Origin of the sequence: Rhizobium chutanense, assembly GCF_002531935.1 — a bacterium.
Classification (GTDB): Bacteria; Pseudomonadota; Alphaproteobacteria; order Rhizobiales; family Rhizobiaceae; genus Rhizobium; species Rhizobium chutanense.
In genome coordinates, this window is sequence record NZ_NWSV01000009.1 from 74,348 (window position 1) to 93,426 (window position 19,079).

At 63.1% G+C, this 19,079-nt stretch carries 15 protein-coding genes; 8 read left to right on the forward strand and 7 right to left on the reverse strand.

All coding sequences use genetic code 11. From position 1 onward, the window contains the following. Positions 1–10: 10 nt before the first annotated feature. Positions 11–1,108: a polyamine ABC transporter substrate-binding protein gene (locus tag CO666_RS16240; RefSeq protein ID WP_097613123.1), complete on the reverse strand. Its 1,098-nt coding sequence runs from the start codon at positions 1,106–1,108 to the stop codon at positions 11–13. Between the two features lie 126 nt (positions 1,109–1,234). After that, positions 1,235–2,644 carry a helix-turn-helix domain-containing protein gene (locus tag CO666_RS16245; RefSeq protein ID WP_097613124.1) on the reverse strand — a complete coding sequence of 470 codons (1,410 nt, stop codon included), beginning with the start codon at positions 2,642–2,644 and terminating at the stop codon, positions 1,235–1,237. 192 nt (positions 2,645–2,836) lie between these two features. Between CO666_RS16245 and aceA the strand changes: the two genes are divergently transcribed. After that, on the forward strand, positions 2,837–4,126 hold the full coding sequence (aceA, locus tag CO666_RS16250; protein ID WP_097613125.1) for an isocitrate lyase: 1,290 nt from the start codon (positions 2,837–2,839) through the stop codon (positions 4,124–4,126). 21 nt (positions 4,127–4,147) lie between these two features. Then, the gene (locus tag CO666_RS16255) at positions 4,148–4,384 is read left to right on the forward strand and encodes an SMc00767 family acetate metabolism repressor (protein ID WP_003570242.1); all 237 of its coding nucleotides are present in this window, start codon (positions 4,148–4,150) and stop codon (positions 4,382–4,384) included. 51 nt (positions 4,385–4,435) lie between these two features. Here the strand turns inward: CO666_RS16255 and CO666_RS16260 are convergent, their stop codons facing one another. Further along, positions 4,436–5,305 (reverse strand): LysR family transcriptional regulator, encoded by an 870-nt coding sequence (locus CO666_RS16260; protein WP_097613126.1) that lies wholly within the window; start codon positions 5,303–5,305, stop codon positions 4,436–4,438. Between the two features lie 90 nt (positions 5,306–5,395). On the opposite strand from CO666_RS16260, the gene CO666_RS16265 reads away from it, so the two are divergent. Beyond that, the gene (locus CO666_RS16265; RefSeq protein WP_179869700.1) at positions 5,396–5,650 is read left to right on the forward strand and encodes a hypothetical protein; all 255 of its coding nucleotides are present in this window, start codon (positions 5,396–5,398) and stop codon (positions 5,648–5,650) included. Here the strand turns inward: CO666_RS16265 and CO666_RS16270 are convergent. The 4 genes from CO666_RS16270 to CO666_RS16280 form a co-directional block, all read right to left on the reverse strand. Further along, on the reverse strand, positions 5,623–7,470 hold the full coding sequence (locus CO666_RS16270; RefSeq protein WP_097613128.1) for a methyl-accepting chemotaxis protein: 1,848 nt from the start codon (positions 7,468–7,470) through the stop codon (positions 5,623–5,625). The two genes, CO666_RS16265 and CO666_RS16270, sit on opposite strands and share 28 nt — an antisense overlap. 152 nt (positions 7,471–7,622) lie before the next feature. Then, positions 7,623–10,154 (reverse strand): methyl-accepting chemotaxis protein, encoded by a 2,532-nt coding sequence (locus tag CO666_RS16275; RefSeq protein ID WP_097613129.1) that lies wholly within the window; start codon positions 10,152–10,154, stop codon positions 7,623–7,625. A 314-nt stretch (positions 10,155–10,468) separates the two neighbouring features. Beyond that, positions 10,469–10,612, reverse strand: coding sequence for a hypothetical protein (locus CO666_RS34180; RefSeq protein ID WP_010067509.1), 144 nt, complete (start codon positions 10,610–10,612; stop codon positions 10,469–10,471). 184 nt (positions 10,613–10,796) lie between these two features. Beyond that, positions 10,797–12,017: a BaiN/RdsA family NAD(P)/FAD-dependent oxidoreductase gene (locus tag CO666_RS16280; protein WP_097613130.1), complete on the reverse strand. Its 1,221-nt coding sequence runs from the start codon at positions 12,015–12,017 to the stop codon at positions 10,797–10,799. An 87-nt stretch (positions 12,018–12,104) separates the two neighbouring features. Here CO666_RS16280 and CO666_RS16285 point away from each other — a divergent pair, with 87 nt between their 5' ends. From CO666_RS16285 to edd, 5 genes are all read left to right on the forward strand, one after another. Next, entirely contained in the window at positions 12,105–13,541 is a 1,437-nt protein-coding gene (locus tag CO666_RS16285) for a glutamine synthetase family protein (RefSeq protein ID WP_097613131.1), read from the forward strand. Positions 13,542–13,550: 9 nt separating this feature from the next. After that, positions 13,551–14,849, forward strand: coding sequence for an NAD(P)/FAD-dependent oxidoreductase (locus CO666_RS16290; RefSeq protein WP_097613132.1), 1,299 nt, complete (start codon positions 13,551–13,553; stop codon positions 14,847–14,849). 134 nt (positions 14,850–14,983) lie between these two features. Further along, positions 14,984–16,459: a glucose-6-phosphate dehydrogenase gene (gene zwf, locus CO666_RS16295; RefSeq protein WP_097613133.1), complete on the forward strand. Its 1,476-nt coding sequence runs from the start codon at positions 14,984–14,986 to the stop codon at positions 16,457–16,459. A 10-nt stretch (positions 16,460–16,469) separates the two neighbouring features. Next, complete coding sequence (gene pgl / locus CO666_RS16300; RefSeq protein WP_097613134.1) at positions 16,470–17,168, forward strand: 6-phosphogluconolactonase; 699 nt, start codon at positions 16,470–16,472, stop codon at positions 17,166–17,168. 74 nt (positions 17,169–17,242) lie between these two features. Next, complete coding sequence (edd, locus tag CO666_RS16305; RefSeq protein WP_097613135.1) at positions 17,243–19,066, forward strand: phosphogluconate dehydratase; 1,824 nt, start codon at positions 17,243–17,245, stop codon at positions 19,064–19,066. Positions 19,067–19,079 lie beyond the last annotated feature (13 nt).

Below are 19,079 nucleotides of genomic sequence, written 5' to 3' on the forward strand. Positions count from 1 at the left end.
ACTGAAATAATTACTGGCCGGTGACGATCTTCGTCCAGAGGCGCGTCCCCAGGCGCTGCGTTTTCGGATCCCACGGCTTGACCGTGAAGAGGTTCTTCATCACCGCTTCTGTGGGATAGACGGCCGGGTCTTCCAGAATGTCCTTGCTGACGAGTTGCTGCGAAGCCTTGTTACCGTTGGCATAGAAGGTGTGGTCGCTCGCCTTGGCGATGACCTCGGGCCGCATCATGTAGTTCAGGAATTCGTGGGCTTCGGCGACATGGGGCGCATCGGCGGGGATCGCCATCATGTCGAACCACATCTGGGCGCCTTGCGGGGGCACCGAATAATTGACCTCGACGCCGTTCTTGGCTTCGGCGGCACGGTCGCGCGCCTGCAGCATGTCGCCGGAATAACCGAAGGCGATGCAGATGTCGCCATTGGCAAGCGCATTGATATATTCGGACGAGTGGAACTTGCGGATATTGGGGCGGACGGCCGTCAGCAGTTCTTCGGCCTTCTTGAAATCCTCGGCCTTGGTGGAGTTCGGGTCGAGGCCGAGATAACGAAACGCGGTGGTGATGACGTCCTTCGGCGTGTCGAGAACGTAAATGCCGCAATCCTTGAACTTTGCAGCGACCTTCGGATCGAAGATCACTTCGAGGCCCGGCTTGGCATCTGGGCCGAGGATTTCGGCGACCTTCTTGACGTTGTAACCGATGCCGTCCGTGCCCCACATGTAATCGACAGCGTGTTCGTTGCCCGGGTCGTATTCGGCGGTGCGCTGCTGGATCACATCCCACATGTTGGAAAGGTTCGGCAGTTTCGACTTGTCGAGCTTCTGGAAGACTCCGGCCTGAATCTGGCGCTGCAGGAAGTCGGCCGTGGGAACGACGACATCATAACCCGTGCCGCCGGCAAGCAGCTTGGTTTCCACCGTCTCGTTGGAATCGAAGGTGTCGTAGACGACCTTGATGCCGGTTTCCTTGGTGAAGTCGGTCAGGATGGAGTCGTCGATATAATCCGACCAGTTGTAGACGTTGACCACGCGCTCCTGCGCAAAGGCCGGAGCGGCGGCAAGGAGTGCGGCAACGGCGGCGGCCGTCACGCTTGGGATGATTGACCTCATGACTTCTCCTGTTTGTTCAAAGATTCCGCACCCCCGGAGATCTTTTCCCTCTGGTTTTGCTCGCAGACTAAGAAGGAATTTCGCAGCCCACAAGCGCAAAATCCTGCCGCTTCAACGATTTCACAATCACTGGAAATCGAAGGCGCTGAGCCCGGCCACCATCTCGTCGAGACCGAGCGGCCGTGTCACCGGCGGCTCGGCCCGGGAAAGGCAGCCACGCCGCTCGCAGAGCCGGCAGGCCGGACCGATTTCAACCGGATCGAGCGCCGTCGCCTGGCCGTAGACCAGGGCCTCGCCGAGGGCAGCGTCGCAGCCGATCAGGATTGCGGTGCGCCGCAGCCTTTCGCCGAATTCGACGCTTGGCCCCTCCAGGGTGCGGGCGACCGTCAGGAAGGATGCGCCGTCCGGCATGACGACCGTTTCGGCCAGAATCTGGCCCGGCTGCAGGAAGGCGGCGTGGATATTGAGCTTCGGACAGCCGCCGCCGAAACGGGCCTGCGGAAAGCCCTGGGCGCCCGCCCGGCGCAGCCGGTGGCCGGCGGCATCGATCTCGATCAGGAAGAAGGAGATTGCGGCTGCCCCCGGCCGCTGCAGCATGGCAAGGCGCGCGGCGGCATGGCCGAAGGAGACGCCGAAACGCGCCCTGAGAATATCGATATCGTAACGCGTCGCCTTGGCCGCGGACAGAAAGGCTTCGTAGGGCATGGCGAGCGCTAGGGCGGCGATGCGGGCAAGCTCGAAGCGGGCGATGCGGCGGGCCTCGGCGGAGGAGAGCTGCAGATCGTCGAGTTCGGCATCGATGGCCGGCGCCAAGGCAAGGGTCGCCGCCTCGACGGCCATCTCGTGCGCACGGTCGGCCGGCGACAGGCGCTCGGAGATGAAAAGCCGCATCGAATGCCGGTCGAAACGGCGGCGCAGATCCGGCATGACGTGGACCGGCAGGATCCGCACCGCGATGCCGCGCTCGGCACGCAGCCAATCCTTCAGGCCGGCGGCAAGATCGACACCGCCGGGTAGCGTCGCGGCAAAGGCTTCCGCCGCCGTCTCGATCCGCCCGAAATAGCCGGACCGGCGCTCCAGCGTCTCGCGTACCTCGTCGAGCGGCAACCGGCCGGCGGCAACGGGCGCATGGCCCTCGGCGGCCATCAGCGCCGTCAGATCGGACAGCCGTGCGGCCTGCTCACGATAAGCGCGATAGAGCTTGATCATGCCGCTTGCGGCGTTGGGCGCGGCTTCCGCCACCTCGACCAGTTCCTGGTCGCCGGGCAATTCGCCCGCCAGCAGCGGATCGGCAAAGACTTCCTTGAGCTGGCCGAGACTGCCGCCGGTCTGTCCGCGCAACTCCTCCAGATCCACCCTGTAGACGGCCGCAAGCTTCAAAAGCAGCTGCACCGTCAGCGGCCGCTGGTTGCGCTCGATCAGGTTCAGGTAGGAAGGCGATATTTCCAGCGCCTCGGCCATGGCGGTCTGCGTCAGCGCCAGCGCATTGCGGATGCGCCGCAATTTCGGGCCTGCGAATATCTTTCGTTCCGCCATTGTCACACCCTTTGACAAGAAAGCGGCGCCAGCTTTTACAAAATTTTACAATTTCACAGCGCCGCCCTGTCAATCCTCGTCATCTTAACCTCTTTCCAGCCAGGAAATCAAAGGTTTTTCTGGCTATGCCGCGCGAAATTGTCAATCTTGTCATCAACACCCCTGACATCGGTTTTTCGTGAGGAGATCAGCATGACCGATTTTTACAAGCTCGTTCCAAATGCACCGGCGGGCCGCTTCGACGGCATCGACAGGCCTTATTCGGCCGATGATGTGCAGCGGCTCAGGGGCTCGGTGGCGCTCACCCACACGCTCGCCGAAATGGGGGCGGACCGGTTGTGGCGGCTGCTGCGCCAGGAGGATTTCGTCAATGCGCTCGGCGCGCTTTCCGGCAACCAGGCCATGCAGATGGTCCGCGCCGGGCTGAAGGCGATCTATCTCTCCGGCTGGCAGGTGGCGGCCGACGCCAATACGGCATCGGCCATGTATCCCGATCAGTCGCTCTACCCGGCCAATGCCGGGCCGGAACTTGCCAAACGCATCAACCGCACCCTGCAGCGCGCCGATCAGATCGAGACTTCGGAGGGCCAGGGACTTTCGGTCGACACCTGGTTCGCGCCGATCGTCGCCGATGCGGAGGCCGGTTTCGGCGGACCGCTCAATGCCTTCGAGATCATGAAGGCCTATATCGAGGCGGGTGCGGCCGGCGTCCACTTCGAGGACCAACTGGCCTCGGAGAAGAAATGCGGCCATCTCGGCGGCAAGGTGCTGATCCCGACGGCCGCCCATATCCGCAATCTCAACGCCGCGCGGCTTGCCGCCGACGTCATGGGGGTGGCGACACTGGTCATCGCCCGCACCGATGCGGAAGCGGCAAAGCTGCTGACGTCCGATATCGACGAGCGCGATCAGCCCTTCGTCGATTACGATGCCGGGCGCACGGTCGAGGGCTTCTATCAGGTCAGGAACGGCATCGAGCCCTGCATCGCCCGGGCCGTCGCCTATGCGCCGCATTGCGATCTCATCTGGTGCGAAACCTCGAAGCCCGACCTCGAGCAGGCGCGGCGTTTTGCCGAAGGCGTGCACAAGGTCCACCCCGGCAAGCTGCTTGCCTATAATTGCTCGCCGTCCTTCAACTGGAGGAAAAACCTCGACGAGGCGACGATCGCAAAGTTCCAGCGCGAACTCGGTGCGATGGGCTACAAGTTCCAGTTCATCACGCTCGCCGGCTTCCACCAGCTGAATTACGGCATGTACGAACTGGCGCGCGGCTACCAGCAGCGGCAGATGTCGGCCTATTCCGAGCTGCAGCAGGCCGAGTTCGCCGCCGAGGTCAACGGCTATACCGCCACCAAACATCAGCGCGAAGTCGGCACCGGCTATTTCGATGCCGTGTCGCTCGCCATCACCGGCGGCCGGTCTTCGACCACGGCAATGCACGGCTCGACCGAACATGCGCAGTTCAAACCGGCTGCGGAATAACCCGAAGAAGAGGAGACGATCATGGCATCCATTTCACGCGTCAGGGAACGGGCCGAGGAGCAGGCAACCAGCATGAGCGAGGATCAGCAGACGACGATCCGCATGCTCGCCAACGACCTGCATCGGCTGAACCAATCGGTCATGAAGGCCGTCGAGGCCGGCGTCTCGGTCGAGCTGGTGCGCTCGGCCCGCCATCACGGCGGCGACGGCAACTGGGGCGACCTGCTGATCCCCGTCGTCGTCACCAACCGGCACTGAGGAGAACCGCCCGCGCATCCGAAGAGATGCGCGGGCGGTTCATCGTAAATTTCAGCCGCGGCTCGGCCGTTTTCCGGCGAAGAGATCGGAATAACTTCTGATCAGCTTGGTCATGCGGTCGGCGACCGTACGGATCTCCGGGCGATGGCGGTCCTCGGCATTCATGACGATCCATTGCGCGTGGCGCAATTCCGGCAACTCGCCGCCAAGCCGCTGCAATTGCGGATCGAGATCGCCGACGAAACAGGGAAGCACGGTCTTGCCGGCGCCGGCGCGCACCAGATCCGGCAGCGACCGCGGCCGGTTGACGGTGGCGACGATATCCGTTGCGGCATGGGCGTGCGGCCAGCGCAGATAGGCCGAGATCGCCTCCTCCTCGGCGACCGCGATCCAGCGTTCGTCGGTCTCGGCGGCGTTGCGCCTGATATAACAGGCATAGGCCACCTCGCCGAGCCGGCGTGCGGCCAGATTGGCCTCCTCCGGCTCGAAGGCGCGAATGCCGATATCGCTCTCGCGATAGGCAAGGCTCGCCCGCGCCTCGCCAATGGTGAGCGAAATGGCGAAGGCATCGCCCGGCATGCGGATTGCCGTGAAATTCTCCGTCAGCAGCCAGGCGACCCAGGTGCCGGCGGCGATCCGGACCGTCGTGCCGCCCTCGCCCGATTGGCGCCAGGCGTCGACCTTGCGGGCGGCTGCCTCCATCTCCTGAAGGTGGTCGAGCAGCGCCTGGCCATCCCGGGTCAGGCGGTAGCCGGTCTGGCTGCGCGAAAACAAGGCGCGGCCGATCTCCTGTTCGAGATCAAGCATGCGCCGGCCGACGGTTGCGGGGCTGAGCCCGCTTGCCGTGCTTGCCCCCGTCAGGCCGCCGAGGCGGGCGACCTGCAGGAAAAGCTGATAGGAATCCCAATTCGCATTTTTCATTAATGAAAAACATAGCGGGATTTTCTCTGTTTATGAAGAGAAATTCGAAGCCTAAATCATGGGATGTCTTCTACAGGAAAGGACATCGCCATGATCGACATGATCATCATCGGAGGCATCCAGGGATTTCGGCACGATCGCAGGCCGGGCGGCGGCAAGGCGGAGGAGGATCGGTTCTATGCCGAATTCGGAGACGATAGCGTCATCCGCTTCGCCACCTGGCTGGCCTCGATCGAACTCATTTTGAAGCACGTTGCGTCGAAGGGACTACGCCGCAAAGCGGCGGCGCGATCCTGCGGCGGCTCTGGCCGCGTGCCTCAGGCGACTTTCCTTGCGCCGCGGTGAGCCGTGGCGGGCTCTGCGATGATGCGGAACCGCTCGATCAGCGCCATCAACGTATCGGCTTCGCCGGCAAGCAGGCGGCTTGCCTGCGTCGTCTCGGCCACCATCGAAGCGTTCTTCTCGGTCATCTGGTCCATGGCGTTGACCGAACCGTTGACCTCCTGAAGTGCTGCCGACTGGTCGCGGCTGGCGGTGGCGATGGTCTCGACATGACCGCTGATCGCGATGATCTCCTGGCTGATCGAGGCCAGGACGCTGCCGGTCTTCTGAACCAGCTCGGAGCCCACCGTCACTTCCCGGCTCGAGGTCTCGATCAGCGACTTGATCTGGCGCGCCGCATCGGCCGAACGCTGGGCGAGTTCGCGGACCTCCTGGGCGACGACGGCAAAACCCTTGCCTGCCTCGCCGGCGCGCGCCGCCTCGATGCCAGCGTTCAGCGCCAGAAGGTTGGTCTGGAAGGCGATATCGTCGATCACCTCGATGATCTGCTCGATCTGCTGCGAGGCCTGCTCGATGCGCTCCATGGCGGCGACGGCATCGCCGACGACGGCGCCGGAATTGTCGGCGGTCTTCTTGGTGGCGGCGACGACATTGTTGGCTTCGCGGGCGCGCTCGGCCGACGAGCGAACCGTGACGGTGATCTCCTCCACCGCCGCGGCGGTCTCTTCGAGACTTGCCGCCTGCGCCTCGGTGCGCTTGGAAAGCTCGCCTGTCGAAACCGAGACGGCGCCGCTGTTGCGCTGGATGGTCGAGGCGCTGTCGCGGATGCCGGAGAGCGTATCCTGGAGCCGCAGCAGGGAAGCGTTGAAATCGACGCGTAGTTGCTCCAGCCGGCCGACGAAGGGCGTGCCGATCGTTTCCGAGACATCACCCTGCGACAGGCGTCCGAGGCCGGCGGCAAGCTGGTTGACGGCAAAGTCGATCTGGCTGTCGAGCGAGCGCTTGTCGGCATCGTTCCTGGCGCGTTCTGCATCGCTCAAGGCACGCTGTTCGGCCGCCTGCGTTTCCAGGTCGCGCCTGGCGCGGGCGCTGTCGCGAAACAATGCCAAAGCCCGGCCGATATCGCCGAACTCGTTGTTCTTGTCGACGCAAGGGATTGCGCCATCGAGATCGCCTGATGAAATCGAGCGAACGCTCGCGGTCAGCGCCTGCAACGGCTTCACCGACAGGCGGATCGCATAGAAGGCGAGGACGCCGACGATGAGCATGACGACGAGGCCGACGCCGAGAACCAGCATCTGCAGCTCATTCAGCCTTTGGTAATAGAGTTCCATCGGAATGCCGATGAAGAGAATGCCGACATTGGCATTCGATGCATTCTTGATCGGAAAATAGCCGGTCATGAATTTGCGGCCGAAGAGATCCGCCGGGCCATAATAGGCTTCGCCCCTGGCGAGAACCGGCTGGGCGGGGTGCTCGGCGACGAGCTTGGTGCCGACGGCGCGGTCGCCGTTTTCCTTCTTGACGTTCGTGGAAATGCGAACGTAGTCGCTGCCCTGCTTCTGGAAGATGGTGGCGACGCCGGCGATCGACTGTGCCGTGCGGTCGACCAGCGAATGATCGGCAAGCGTGGGAACGGCGTCTTCGGTCACGGCGGAGATCTGGTTGTCCTTCAGCTCGATCTTGGCCGCCTGATCGGCCGCCCCATAGAGGACGGCCATGGCGCGGGTGGCTTCCCTGGCATCGGCAACCGCACCGTCCATGACATAGCGGCTCAGATTGTAGTAGGTCGCGCCGACGATGGCGGCCGTGCTGATCGCCAGCAGAAACAATGTGATCGCAACGATCTGGCGAACGATCGAGGTGGAGAAAAGGCGCAGCATCAGGACCCCCGGGAGAAACCAAGGCTAAATTAAGCGAAAAGCGTTAAGGAAAATTTTCCGTAAATCAGGGCCGCCGGCCGCGCGATTGTGAAACACAGAAACGGCCCCGGGAAAAGCCGGGGCCGTTCGAATGAAGACACATCAGGCGGCGGTCAGGCCGCGCGATAGACCGGCGCCACCGCCGTCTCGCCGTCGATCTTGAACTGCTGGATAAGCCTGCGCAGAGAGTCGGCCTCGTCGGCCAGTTCGCGGCTGGCGGCGGTCGTCTCCTCCACCATGGCGGCGTTCTGCTGCGTCATCTGGTCCATCTGGTTGACGGTGGCGTTGACGCTCTGCAGCGCGTTGGACTGGTCGTGGCTGGCGCGGGCGATCATCTCGACATGCTGGCTGATCGTGACGATCTGGGCACTGATCTTGGCGAGCACCGTGCCGGTCTCCTGGACGAATTGCGAGCCGGAGCTGACCTCGTTGGTCGACTTGTTGATCAGGCCCTTGATCTCCTGTGCGGCGGCTGCGGAACGCTGGGCGAGTTCCCGGACTTCCATCGCCACCACCGCGAAGCCCTTGCCGGCTTCACCGGCACGGGCCGCCTCGATGCCGGCGTTGAGGGCCAGCAAGTTGGTCTGGAAGGCGATCTCGTCGATGACGCCGATGATCTGCTCGATCTGGCGCGCGGCATCCTCGATGCGGCCCATCGCGTCGATCGCATTGCTGACGACGACGGCGGAATCGTCGGCGCTGCGCTTGGCCTGGCGGACGATCTGGTCGGCATCCTTGGCGCGTTCGGCCGACGAGCGGACGGTGACGGTGATCTCGTCGACGGCGGCCGCGGTCTCTTCGAGCGAAGCGGCCTGCTGTTCGGTGCGCTTCGACAGATCCTCGGCCGACTGGGCCATCTGATTGCCGTTGCCCTGGATCAGTTCGACATTGTCGCGGATCTGGCTCATCGTCGCCTGCAGGCGCATCATCGAACCGTTGAAATCCTGGCGCAGCTGTTCGAGGCGGCCGATGAAGGGCGTTTCGATCGTCGTCGAGATATCGCCCTGCGACATGCGTTCGAGGCCGGCGGCGAGTTGGTTGACGGCGAATTCGATCTGGCGATCCATTTCGCGCTTTTCGGCGTCGTTGCGCTGGCGCTCGTGTTCGGCGGCGGCGCGTTCCTCGTCGCTCTGCTCCTCGATGCGGATCTTCGAGATGGCGTTTTCCTTGAAGATGCCGAGCGCGCGGGCCATGTCGCCGATTTCGTCGTAGCGCTGCTCACCGGAGATGCTGGTGTCGAGCGCCCCTTCGGCGATGCGGCGCATGGCGCCGGTGATCTGGCTGATCGGGCGCTGCAGCGTCAGCACCAGGGCGATGCCGCCGAGGATCGACAGGAGGATGCCGAGACCGGTGGTCATGACCGAGATGCTGTTTGCCTGGGTGCGCTCGGTGCCGGCCGTCTGCTTCTGCAGCTCGGCGAAATCGGTCAGCTTCTTCCAGATGCCGTCGAGTTCCTGGCGGGCCGCAGCATAGGCCGTGACGCGCTCGCCGATCGTGTCGACAATCTTCGAGCCGCCGCCGGAGATGGCGTCGAGCGCCGGCTGGATCGCGCCGGAGATGCCTTCGGCAAAGCCCATGCCCTTGGCGCTGGTGATCAGCACCTGCATGTCCTTGCCGAGCGTGCCGGCCTGCTGCTGCAGGCGCACGAGATTATCCTTGCTTGAATTGGCGAGGAAATCGGAAAGGACGATCTGCAGCGCATAGACGGAATTTTCGAGGCGGCGCGTATCCTGAAGCACGGAATTGGTCTGGGCGATGCGGCCTTCGAGCTCGGCGAAACGCTGTGTCGCCTCGCGCATCTTCTGCGTTGCCGTCAGCTGCGTATAGGTCGAGGTCTGGCGGAAACGCGAGACCAGACGGCCGAGTTCGGCGATGTCCTCGTCGGTCGGCGTAGGCATCTGGGCGATCGCCTTGATGCTGTCGATCGTTGCGGTCAGCGCGTCGATGACGTTCTTCTGATTGGTCGGAACCGAAATGGCGATCTGCCGCTGGGCTTTGATGATCGCAGGCATCTGTTCGTTGATGTAGGCGATCTTGTCCTGCGGCGTCTGCGGCTTGCTGTAGCCGCTGGCGACGGTGCCGAGGAAGTCGCCGCCCTTCAGCAGGCGGTCGGCGGTGCGCAGCGTGATGGTGGCGGCACCCTCGTCGTTCTGCAGCGCCGTCTGCAATTCCTCGGCCTGGTAGGAGACCGTAAAGCGGGTGCTGATCAGGCTCTTCTGCGCGGCGTCGATCTGCTCATGCAACGCCTGTTCCTGCTCATGCAGCGACCAGAGCTTGTCGACGACGCCTGAAATGTCCTTGGTGCGGCGCGATGCCTCGGCAAGGCTGTCGCGGCCGGCGGCCTCGTCGCCCACCTGGTTCAGCGTCTGGTCGAGCACGCCCTGCTGGGTCTTCAGTTCCGCGGTCAGCTTGTCGCGCGCCTCCGGGCTGGTGACGCGCAGAAAATCGTCCATCGAACCGTAAAGATCCTTGAAGCCGCTCAGCGACTGCAGCACGCTGTTGGATATTTCCATGCGGCCCTGTAGAAGTCCCGAGGCGTAAAGGCCCGTCAGGCCGACCGCCGAAATGGTGACGACGAAAGGCAGAACGAAGATCAGAACCTTGGTCTTGATCCTGAAGCGGGAAAGAATCTTGTCAATCAACATGGCGTTCCGGGCCTTTCATACACCACTCCTCCCGCAGGCGGCCATAGGGCGCCAGCCGGGTGCACATCGAGCTGTTTTTTAAATTTACATTGGGGAACCCGGAAGCCAGGCGGCAGTCATTGCCAGTTCATGTCCAAACAACTTGGAGATGCCCAAATAATCGCGAGCAATTGTGTCAGATTAGGTATTAATTTTCGGATAAGCGGTGACGGCAGGTTAAGCCAAGGCAGTGAAATAGTTGCAAATTGCCGGCCGCAACACCGCAGCGCGGCAATCGACATGCCGCAATGTTCTTTCAAGGCCGGCAGACGGGATCAGATGAGGTGCGACAGCAGCAGCGCGAGGCTGGCGGCGGTGGCGCCGGCGGCAAGCATCAGATAACGCAGGGCCACCATCCGGGCGTTCGGCTTTGCCTCGGCAATTGCGATGGCGCGGGCGCGTCGTGTGTTTCCGGTCATGCTCGAAACCTCACTTCTGTCTGACACAACAATCCAACAAAACAGCTTGCCGGTAAAGCATTATCTAGGAACGATCTTGCAAACCGCCAATTGAGACAGGATGGCGCACCTCTCTTAAGAAGTCTTGAATCACTATTACTAATATATGGCGCAGCGGTTTCGGAGACCGGCTGACAACACCGCCTCAGACGCATTCGCCCGCAGCAAATCCGGAGGCCCAGGCCCACTGGAAATTATAGCCGCCGAGCCAGCCGGTGACGTCGACGCATTCGCCGATGAAATAAAGCCCGGGCACGGCCTTTGCCTCCATGCTGCGGGAATCGAGCGCTGCCGTATCGATACCGCCGAGCGTCACTTCGGCGGTGCGGTAGCCTTCCGAGCCGGATGGCTTGAGCGCAAAATTCTGGGCGCTGGCGGCAAGGCGCAGCAACGCTTTGTCGGGCAGATCGGCCATGTTGCCGGAGATTTTTTCGCGTTCCGCGAGAAACTGCGCCAGGCGCTTCGGCAGGATGTCGCCAAGAGCGGTCTGCGGCGACTGGCGGCCATTGCGCTGTTTTGCCGTCTTCAGATGCGCCGCGATGTCGATATCCGGTTCGATCGCCACAACGATCTCGTCTCCCTCGCGCCAGAAAGAGGAGATCTGCAGGATGGCGGGGCCGCTCAAGCCCCGATGGGTAAAGAGCAGCGCTTCGCGGAAAGCCGTCTTGCCATGGCGGATTTCGGCCGGCGCGGCGATGCCGGCAAGCGGGGCGACGGCCTCGAGCAGGCCGGGATCCAGCGTCAGCGGCACGAGGCCGGGGCGGGTTTCGAGCACGGGAAGACCGAACTGCTCGGCGAGGCGATAGGCAAAGCCGGTGGCGCCCATCTTCGGGATCGACTTGCCGCCGGTGGCGATGATCAGCGACGATGCTTCATAGACGCCCTCACCTGTGGAGACGCGGAAGCCCGCCTCCGTCCTTTCGACGCTTGAGATTTCGGCGCCGAGATGCAGCATAGCACCAGCTGCGCGCATCTCCTCCAGCAGCATGCGGATGATGTCCTTGGCGCTGTCGTCGCAGAAAAGCTGGCCGAGCGTCTTCTCGTGCCAGGCAATGCCGTGGCGGTCGACCATGGCGATGAAATCGGCGGGCGTGAAACGGGCGAGCGCGGACTTGCAGAAATGCGGATTGGCGGAGAGGAAGTTCTTCGGCCCGGCATGGATATTGGTGAAATTGCAGCGGCCGCCGCCGGAGATGCGGATCTTCTCGCCGGGCGCCCTTGCATGGTCGAGGACCACGACCGAGCGGCCGCGTTTTCCGGCCCGGATAGCCGCCATCATGCCCGCCGCCCCGGCGCCGATGACGATGACGTCGCTTTTGCGCTGCAAACCCGTTTCCCCGATCAAGACAGCGTCTTCTTTTTCCATCGAAGGGCGAAAGTCAACGTTCTCAACCTCTCGCCAATTGGCAAAGTCCGGTTATGATGGCGCCACGATCAACCAAACCGGTGTGTCATGTCCCCAAAAAAGACGACGCTGAAGCCTGCCAGAAACGTACCCGCCTCGAAGCAGACACCCCCGGACCCCGGATCCCTGCGCGGCGTTGCGAACTGGAAGGAAGCAGCGCGGTGGCTGAGGGACAGGGGCATCGAAGATATCGAATGCATCACGCCGGACCTTGCCGGCGTGCCGCGCGGCAAGATGATGCCGAGCTCGAAATTCACCTCGAACACGTCCTTGGCGCTGCCGTCGGCGATCTACAGGCACACGATTTCGGGCGAATATCCGGATGAGACCGAGAGCTTCCGCTACGAGCCGCGCGACAGCGACCTGAAGCTGATGCCCGATCTTTCGACGCTGTCCGTCGTGCCCTGGGAGACCGACCCGACGGCGCAAGTGATCTGCGACATCGTCGATTCGGACGGTGGCGAAGTATCTTATACGCCGCGCAACGTCTTGAAACGCATCCTGAGCCTCTATCACGAGCGCGGCTGGAAGCCGATCGTGGCACCGGAGATCGAATTCTATCTGGTCGCCAAGAATGACGATCCCGACTATCCGCTGCACCCGCCCAAGGGGCGGTCCGGCCGCTCGATCCTCGGCGGCCAGGGCTATTCGATCGCCGGCATCAACGAGTTCGATGAGTTGATCGACGACATCTACCATTTCTCGGAGAAGCAGGGCCTGGAGATCGACACGCTGATCCACGAGGAAGGACCGGCGCAACTCGAGATCAACCTGCGCCACGGCAACCCGATCGAGCTTGCCGACCAGGTGTTCCTGTTCAAGCGCACGATCCGCGAGGCGGCGCTGAAACACGACATCTATGCGACCTTCATGGCCAAGCCGATGCAGGGCCAGCCGGGTTCGGCGATGCATATCCATCAGTCGGTGGTCAATATCGAGACCGGCAGGAACGTCTTCTCCAATCCGGACGGATCGGCATCGAAGGAATTCTTCCATTTCATCGGCGGCATGCAGAAATTCGTGCCGAGCGCGATGGCGATGCTGGCGCCCTATGTGAACTCCTACCGGCGCCTGCAGCCCGACATGTCCTGCCCCGTCAACAATGCCTGGGGCTACGACAACCGCACGACGGCCTTTCGCGTTCCGGTTTCCGATCCGCAGGCCCGGCGCGTCGAAAACCGGCTGCCGAGCTCGGATGCCAATCCCTATCTGGCGCTCGCCGCCTCGCTCGCCGCCGGCCTGCTCGGCATCATGAAAGAGATCGAGCCGACGGCGCCGACGGAGGATTCGGCCAATGAAGGCTCGATCGACCTGCCGCGCGGCCTGCTGGAAGCCGTGGCGCTGCTCGAGGACGAGCCGGCCTTCGAGGAAATGTTCGGCTCTCAGTTCATTGGCCTTTATGCCGGCGTCAAGCGCGGCGAGTTCGAGACTTTCATGCAGGTGATCAGCCCTTGGGAGCGGGAATTCCTTCTGCTCAACGTGTAAGGGACCGTCATGGCATTGCAGGAGACGTGGCAGAGCCCGATCGCGCCCGGGCTATCCTGGTATCAGGCAACCGCGGGGGAGCGGCCGACCTATGCCGCCCTCGACGGGTCGAGAACCGCAGACGTCGCCATTATCGGCGGCGGCTATACCGGCCTGCAGGCCGCCTATCATCTGGCCAAAGCGGGCGTTTCGGTGGTGCTCATCGAGGCCTGCCGCTTCGGTGACGGGGCGTCCGGGCGCAATGGCGGCCAGCTCGGCACCGGCCAGCGGTGGTGGCCGGAAGAACTCGAGGAGAAGATCGGCTACGAACGCTCGAAGGCGCTGTTCGATCTTGCCGAGGCGGCCAAGCGCCATCTCCTCGATTTTTCCCGCGAGCACCAGATCGAGATGGATTATGCGCCCGGCCAGCTCAATGTCGCGCACAAGGCAAGCTACCGACGTGACTATCAGGAAAATGCCGAGATCGCCGCAGAGCGCTACGGCTATCCGCATTTGAGCTTCATGGACGAGAGGGAAACGCAGGAGCGGCTGGGCTCGAAGCGTTTTTATTGCGGCGTGCGCGATGTCGGCACGGGCCATATCCACCCGCTGAAACTGCTGATCGGGCTGGCACGGGTCGCCGCCAATGCCGGCGCCGATCTCTTCGAGATGACCAAGGCTACGGCGATCCGCCAAGGCGGCGGCAAGGTGACGGTCGAAACCGAAAAGGGAACGATCACCGCCGACCGCGCGCTGATCGCCTGCGACGGCCATATCGACGGACTCGAACCGGTGACGGCAAGCCATGTCATGCCGATCCGGTCCTTCATCGGCGCCACCGTTCCGCTCGACGGGCATCCCGATGTGCTGCCCGGCGGCGAAGCCGTCGCCGATTCGCGCTTCGTCGTGCGCTATTTCCGCAAATTCGGCGACGGCCGCCTGCTATTTGGCGGACGCGAGGCCTATACATCGGACAATCCGAAGGACATTTCGCAGCATATCCGCCGGCAGATCGCCGAGATCTATCCCGCGCTGAAAGATATCGAGATCACCCATGCCTGGGGCGGCAACGTCGGTATCACCATGCCGCGCCAGCCTTTCGTGCGCGAGGTCATGCCCGGCGTCATCTCGATCGGCGGTTATTCCGGCCATGGCGTCATGCTGTCAAACTACTGTGGCAAGCTTTACGCGGAAACGGTGCTGGGAAAATCCCGCGATCTCGACCTGTTCGAATCGCTCGATATTCCGGCCTTTCCCGGCGGTGCGCGCATGCGGGCTCCGCTGCTTTTTCTTGCCTTGTCGTGGTTTGCTCTTCGCGACAAGTTTTAGTCCGATTGCGGATTTCCTCTTTGCGGAATTCGCTCTAAAACCGGTGCCTGACAGATTCATTGCACTGCACACTGGCTTTTTTAAATCGATTAGATTAAAAGGGCCGCCAACCAGCATGATTGAGAGATAAGCTCATGAGCAGCCAGATCATTCCCGTTGAGCCTTTTGATTACGTCGTCTTCGGCGGCAGCGGCGACCTTGCCGAACGCAAGTTGCTGCCCGCCCTTTATCATCGCCAGATCGAGGGCCAGTTCTCCGAACCGACCCGCATCATCGGCGCCTCGCGCAGCCCGCTTTCGCATGAGGAATACCGCAAGTTCGCCAAGGACGCGCTGAAGGAGCACCTGAAGAAGGGTGAATATGACGAAGCCGAGGTGGAGAAGTTCTGTGCCCGCCTCTACTACGTCTCGGTCGATGCCCGCACCGATGCCGGCTGGGATCAGTTGAAGAAGCTGCTCGACGAGGGCAAGGAGCGCGTGCGTGCCTTCTACCTTGCCGTCGCGCCCGGCATCTTCGGCGATATTTCGCAGAAGATCCACGACCACAAGCTGATCACCAAGTCGACCCGCATCGTTGTCGAAAAGCCGATCGGCCGCGACCTGGCCTCGGCGCTGCAGCTCAACGATACGATCGGCCGCGCCTTCAAGGAAGAACAGATCTTCCGCATCGATCACTATCTCGGCAAGGAGACGGTGCAGAACCTGATGGCGCTGCGCTTTGCCAATGCGCTCTATGAGCCGCTGTGGAACGCCAACTACATTGATCACGTGCAGATCACCGTGGCCGAAGCGGTCGGCCTGGAAGGTCGTGCCGGCTATTACGATACGGCCGGCGCATTGCGCGACATGGTGCAGAACCACATCCTGCAACTGCTCTGCCTGACGGCGATGGAAGTGCCCTCGTCGATGGATTCGGAAGCGGTTCGCGACGAGAAGCTGAAGGTGCTGCGCGCCCTGAAGCCGCTCAATGCCTCCAATGTCGAGCAGGCGACGGTGCGCGGCCAGTATCGCGCCGGCGCATCGGGCAGCGGCCCCGTCAAAGGCTATCTCGAAGAACTCGAAGGCGGCGTCTCGAACACCGAGACCTTCGTCGCCATCAAGGCGGAGATCAACAACTGGCGCTGGGCGGGCGTTCCCTTCTACATCAGAACCGGCAAGCGCCTGACCGGCCGCATGTCCGAGATCGTCATTACCTTCAAGCCGATCCCGCATGCGATCTTCGACCAGGCAGCCGGGCGCATTGTCGCCAACCAGCTGATCATCCGGCTGCAGCCGGATGAGGGCGTCAAGCAGTCGCTGATGATCAAGGATCCGGGCCCGGGCGGCATGCGCCTGCGCAACGTCTCGCTCGACATGAGCTTCGCCCAGGCCTTCAACGTCCGCAATCCCGACGCTTACGAACGTCTGCTGATGGACGTGGTCCGCTCCAACCAGACCTTGTTCATGCGCCGCGACGAAGTCGAAGCGGCATGGAGATGGGTGGATCCGATCCTCAAGGGTTGGGAGACGACCGGCCAGCAGGTGCAGGGCTATACGGCCGGCACTTGGGGCCCGAGCCAGGCCATCGCGCTGATCGAGCGCGACGGCCGCACCTGGCACGACGATATCTAGGACGAAACCGATGGCATCGACCCTGCATTCCTTCGCCAGCGCCGCAGACCTCGCCGGCAGTCTCGCCGACAAGGTCGCGAGCACGCTTTCGGCGGCAATCTCAGCCCGCGGAACGGCGTCCATCGCCGTTTCCGGCGGCTCGACGCCGAAAGCCTTCTTCCAGGCGCTGTCGACCCGCGACCTCGCCTGGGAAAAGGTGACGATCACGCTCGTCGACGAGCGTTTCGTGCCGGCCGACAATCCGCGCTCGAACCATCTGCTGGTCGATGCCAATCTCTTGCAGAACAAGGCGAAGTCGGCGCGTTTCGTGCCGCTTTACCAGCCCGCCGCCTCCGTTGAGGTCGCCGCCCGGCTGGCGACGGAAAAGAGCGCCGAGATCGGCATTCCCTTCGATGTCGTCATCCTCGGCATGGGCGGCGACGGCCACACGGCCTCGTTCTTTCCCGGCGGCAGCAATCTTGCCAAGGCGCTCGATGCATCGACGCCGCGCGGCATCATCACCATGGAAGCGGAAGGGGCCGGCGAGCCGCGCCTGACCTTCACCTTCTCCAGTCTTCAGGATGCCGCACTCCTGGTTCTCCATATCGAGGGCGAAGGCAAAAAAGACGTTCTCGCCAAGGCGGAAGGCAACGGAGACGAGGCAGACATGCCGATCCGCGCCGTTCTGCGCCGGGCCACTTCCCCGGTCGAGATCTACTGGGCTCCCTGATCGGCCCCAGACCCGGATCCGGATGGCCGGAGCCGCCGAAACAGATAAGACAACGAACAAGGCAGGGATCTTCCATGTCCGCTCACGCACGCATTTCTGCGATCACCGATCGCATTGTCGAACGCTCGAAGCCGACCCGAGAGCGCTACCTGGAACGCCTGCGCGCCGCAGCGTCCAAGGGTGTCGCTCGCTCGGTGCTCGGCTGCGCCAACCTCGCCCACGGCTTCGCGGTCTGTTCCCCCGCCGACAAGGATGCGCTGGCCGGTGACCGTATCCCCAATCTCGGCATCATCACCGCCTATAACGACATGCTCTCGGCCCACCAGCCCTTCGAGACCTATCCGGCCATCATCCGCGAAGCGGCCGCTCAGGCCGGCGGCGTGGCGCAGGTGGCCGGCGGCGTGCCGGCCATGTGCGACGGCGTCACCCAGGGACAGCCGGGCATGGAGCTTTCGCTGTTCTCGCGCGATTTGATCGCCATGTCGGCGGGCGTCGGCCTGTCGCACAATATGTTCGATGCCGCCCTCTTCCTCGGCGTCTGCGACAAGATCGTGCCGGGCCTCGTCATTGCGGCATTGTCCTTCGGGCACCTGCCGTCGATCTTCGTTCCCGCCGGTCCGATGACGACGGGGCTGCCGAACGACGAGAAATCGCGCGTGCGCCAGCTTTTCGCCGAAGGCAAGGTCGGCCGCGCCGAACTCTTGGAGGCGGAATCGAAGTCCTATCACGGCCCGGGCACCTGCACCTTCTACGGCACCGCCAACTCCAACCAGATGCTGATGGAGATCATGGGCTTCCATATGCCCGGCTCCTCCTTCATCAATCCCGGCACGCCGCTACGCGAAGCGCTGACACGCGAAGCCGCCAAGCGGGCCTTGGCGATCACCGCGCTCGGCAACGAGTTCACGCCGGCCGGCGAGATGATCGACGAGCGCTCGGTCGTCAACGGCGTCGTCGGCCTGCATGCGACCGGCGGCTCGACCAATCACACGCTGCACCTCGTCGCCATGGCGCGGGCGGCCGGCATCCAGCTCACCTGGCAGGACATTGCCGAGCTTTCGGAAGTGGTGCCGCTGCTGGCCCGCGTCTATCCGAACGGGCTTGCCGACGTGAACCATTTCCAGGCGGCCGGCGGCATGGGCTTCCTGATCAAGGAACTGTTGAAGCACGGCCTGGTGCATGACGATGTGCGCACCGTCTTCGGCCAGGGCCTCGAAGCCTATACGGTCGATGCCCGGCTCGGCGAGAACCGGACCGTGCTGCGCGAGCCGTCGCCGGAAAAAAGCCACGACCCCAAGGTGCTCTCCAGCATCGAAACACCCTTCCAGGCGAATGGCGGGCTGAAGATGCTACGCGGCAATCTCGGCAAGGCTGTTATCAAAATCTCGGCGGTCAAGCCGGAGCGCCACGTCATCGAGGCGCCGGCGATCGTCTTCCACAGCCAGCAGGAACTGCAGGACGCTTTCAAGGAAGGCAAGCTCAATCGCGATTTCATCGCGGTCGTCCGCTTCCAGGGCCCGAAGGCGAACGGCATGCCGGAACTGCACAAGCTGACGCCGCCGCTCGGCGTGCTGCAGGACCGCGGTTTTCGCGTGGCGTTGCTAACCGACGGGCGCATGTCCGGCGCATCCGGCAAGGTGCCGGCGGCGATCCACGTCACCCCGGAAGCAGTCGACGGCGGCCCGATCGCCCGCATCAAGGACGGCGACATCATTCGTCTGGACGCCATCAAGGGCACGCTCGAGCTGCTCGTCGATGCGGCCGACTTGGCCGAGCGCGAGCCGGTGAGCGCCGATCTCTCCGACAATGAATTCGGCATGGGCCGCGAGCTCTTCGCACCCTTCCGCCGCGCCGTTGGCGCTTCGGATCAGGGGGCGAGCGTGCTCTTCCACAGCTGAGCAAAGACGCTCC

Coding starts and splice junctions, on each gene's coding strand:
- CO666_RS16255 (WP_003570242.1), top strand. CDS start 4,148: ATGGCATCCATTTCACGCGTCAGGGAACGGGCCGAGGAGCAGGCAACC.
- CO666_RS16280 (WP_097613130.1), bottom strand. CDS start 12,017: ATGGAAAAAGAAGACGCTGTCTTGATCGGGGAAACGGGTTTGCAGCGC.
- pgl (WP_097613134.1), top strand. CDS start 16,470: ATGGCATCGACCCTGCATTCCTTCGCCAGCGCCGCAGACCTCGCCGGC.
- CO666_RS16285 (WP_097613131.1), top strand. CDS start 12,105: ATGTCCCCAAAAAAGACGACGCTGAAGCCTGCCAGAAACGTACCCGCC.
- edd (WP_097613135.1), top strand. CDS start 17,243: ATGTCCGCTCACGCACGCATTTCTGCGATCACCGATCGCATTGTCGAA.
- CO666_RS16260 (WP_097613126.1), bottom strand. CDS start 5,305: ATGAAAAATGCGAATTGGGATTCCTATCAGCTTTTCCTGCAGGTCGCC.
- CO666_RS34180 (WP_010067509.1), bottom strand. CDS start 10,612: ATGACCGGAAACACACGACGCGCCCGCGCCATCGCAATTGCCGAGGCA.
- CO666_RS16275 (WP_097613129.1), bottom strand. CDS start 10,154: ATGTTGATTGACAAGATTCTTTCCCGCTTCAGGATCAAGACCAAGGTT.
- CO666_RS16270 (WP_097613128.1), bottom strand. CDS start 7,470: ATGCTGCGCCTTTTCTCCACCTCGATCGTTCGCCAGATCGTTGCGATC.
- zwf (WP_097613133.1), top strand. CDS start 14,984: ATGAGCAGCCAGATCATTCCCGTTGAGCCTTTTGATTACGTCGTCTTC.
- CO666_RS16240 (WP_097613123.1), bottom strand. CDS start 1,108: ATGAGGTCAATCATCCCAAGCGTGACGGCCGCCGCCGTTGCCGCACTC.
- CO666_RS16290 (WP_097613132.1), top strand. CDS start 13,551: ATGGCATTGCAGGAGACGTGGCAGAGCCCGATCGCGCCCGGGCTATCC.
- CO666_RS16245 (WP_097613124.1), bottom strand. CDS start 2,644: ATGGCGGAACGAAAGATATTCGCAGGCCCGAAATTGCGGCGCATCCGC.
- CO666_RS16265 (WP_179869700.1), top strand. CDS start 5,396: ATGATCGACATGATCATCATCGGAGGCATCCAGGGATTTCGGCACGAT.
- aceA (WP_097613125.1), top strand. CDS start 2,837: ATGACCGATTTTTACAAGCTCGTTCCAAATGCACCGGCGGGCCGCTTC.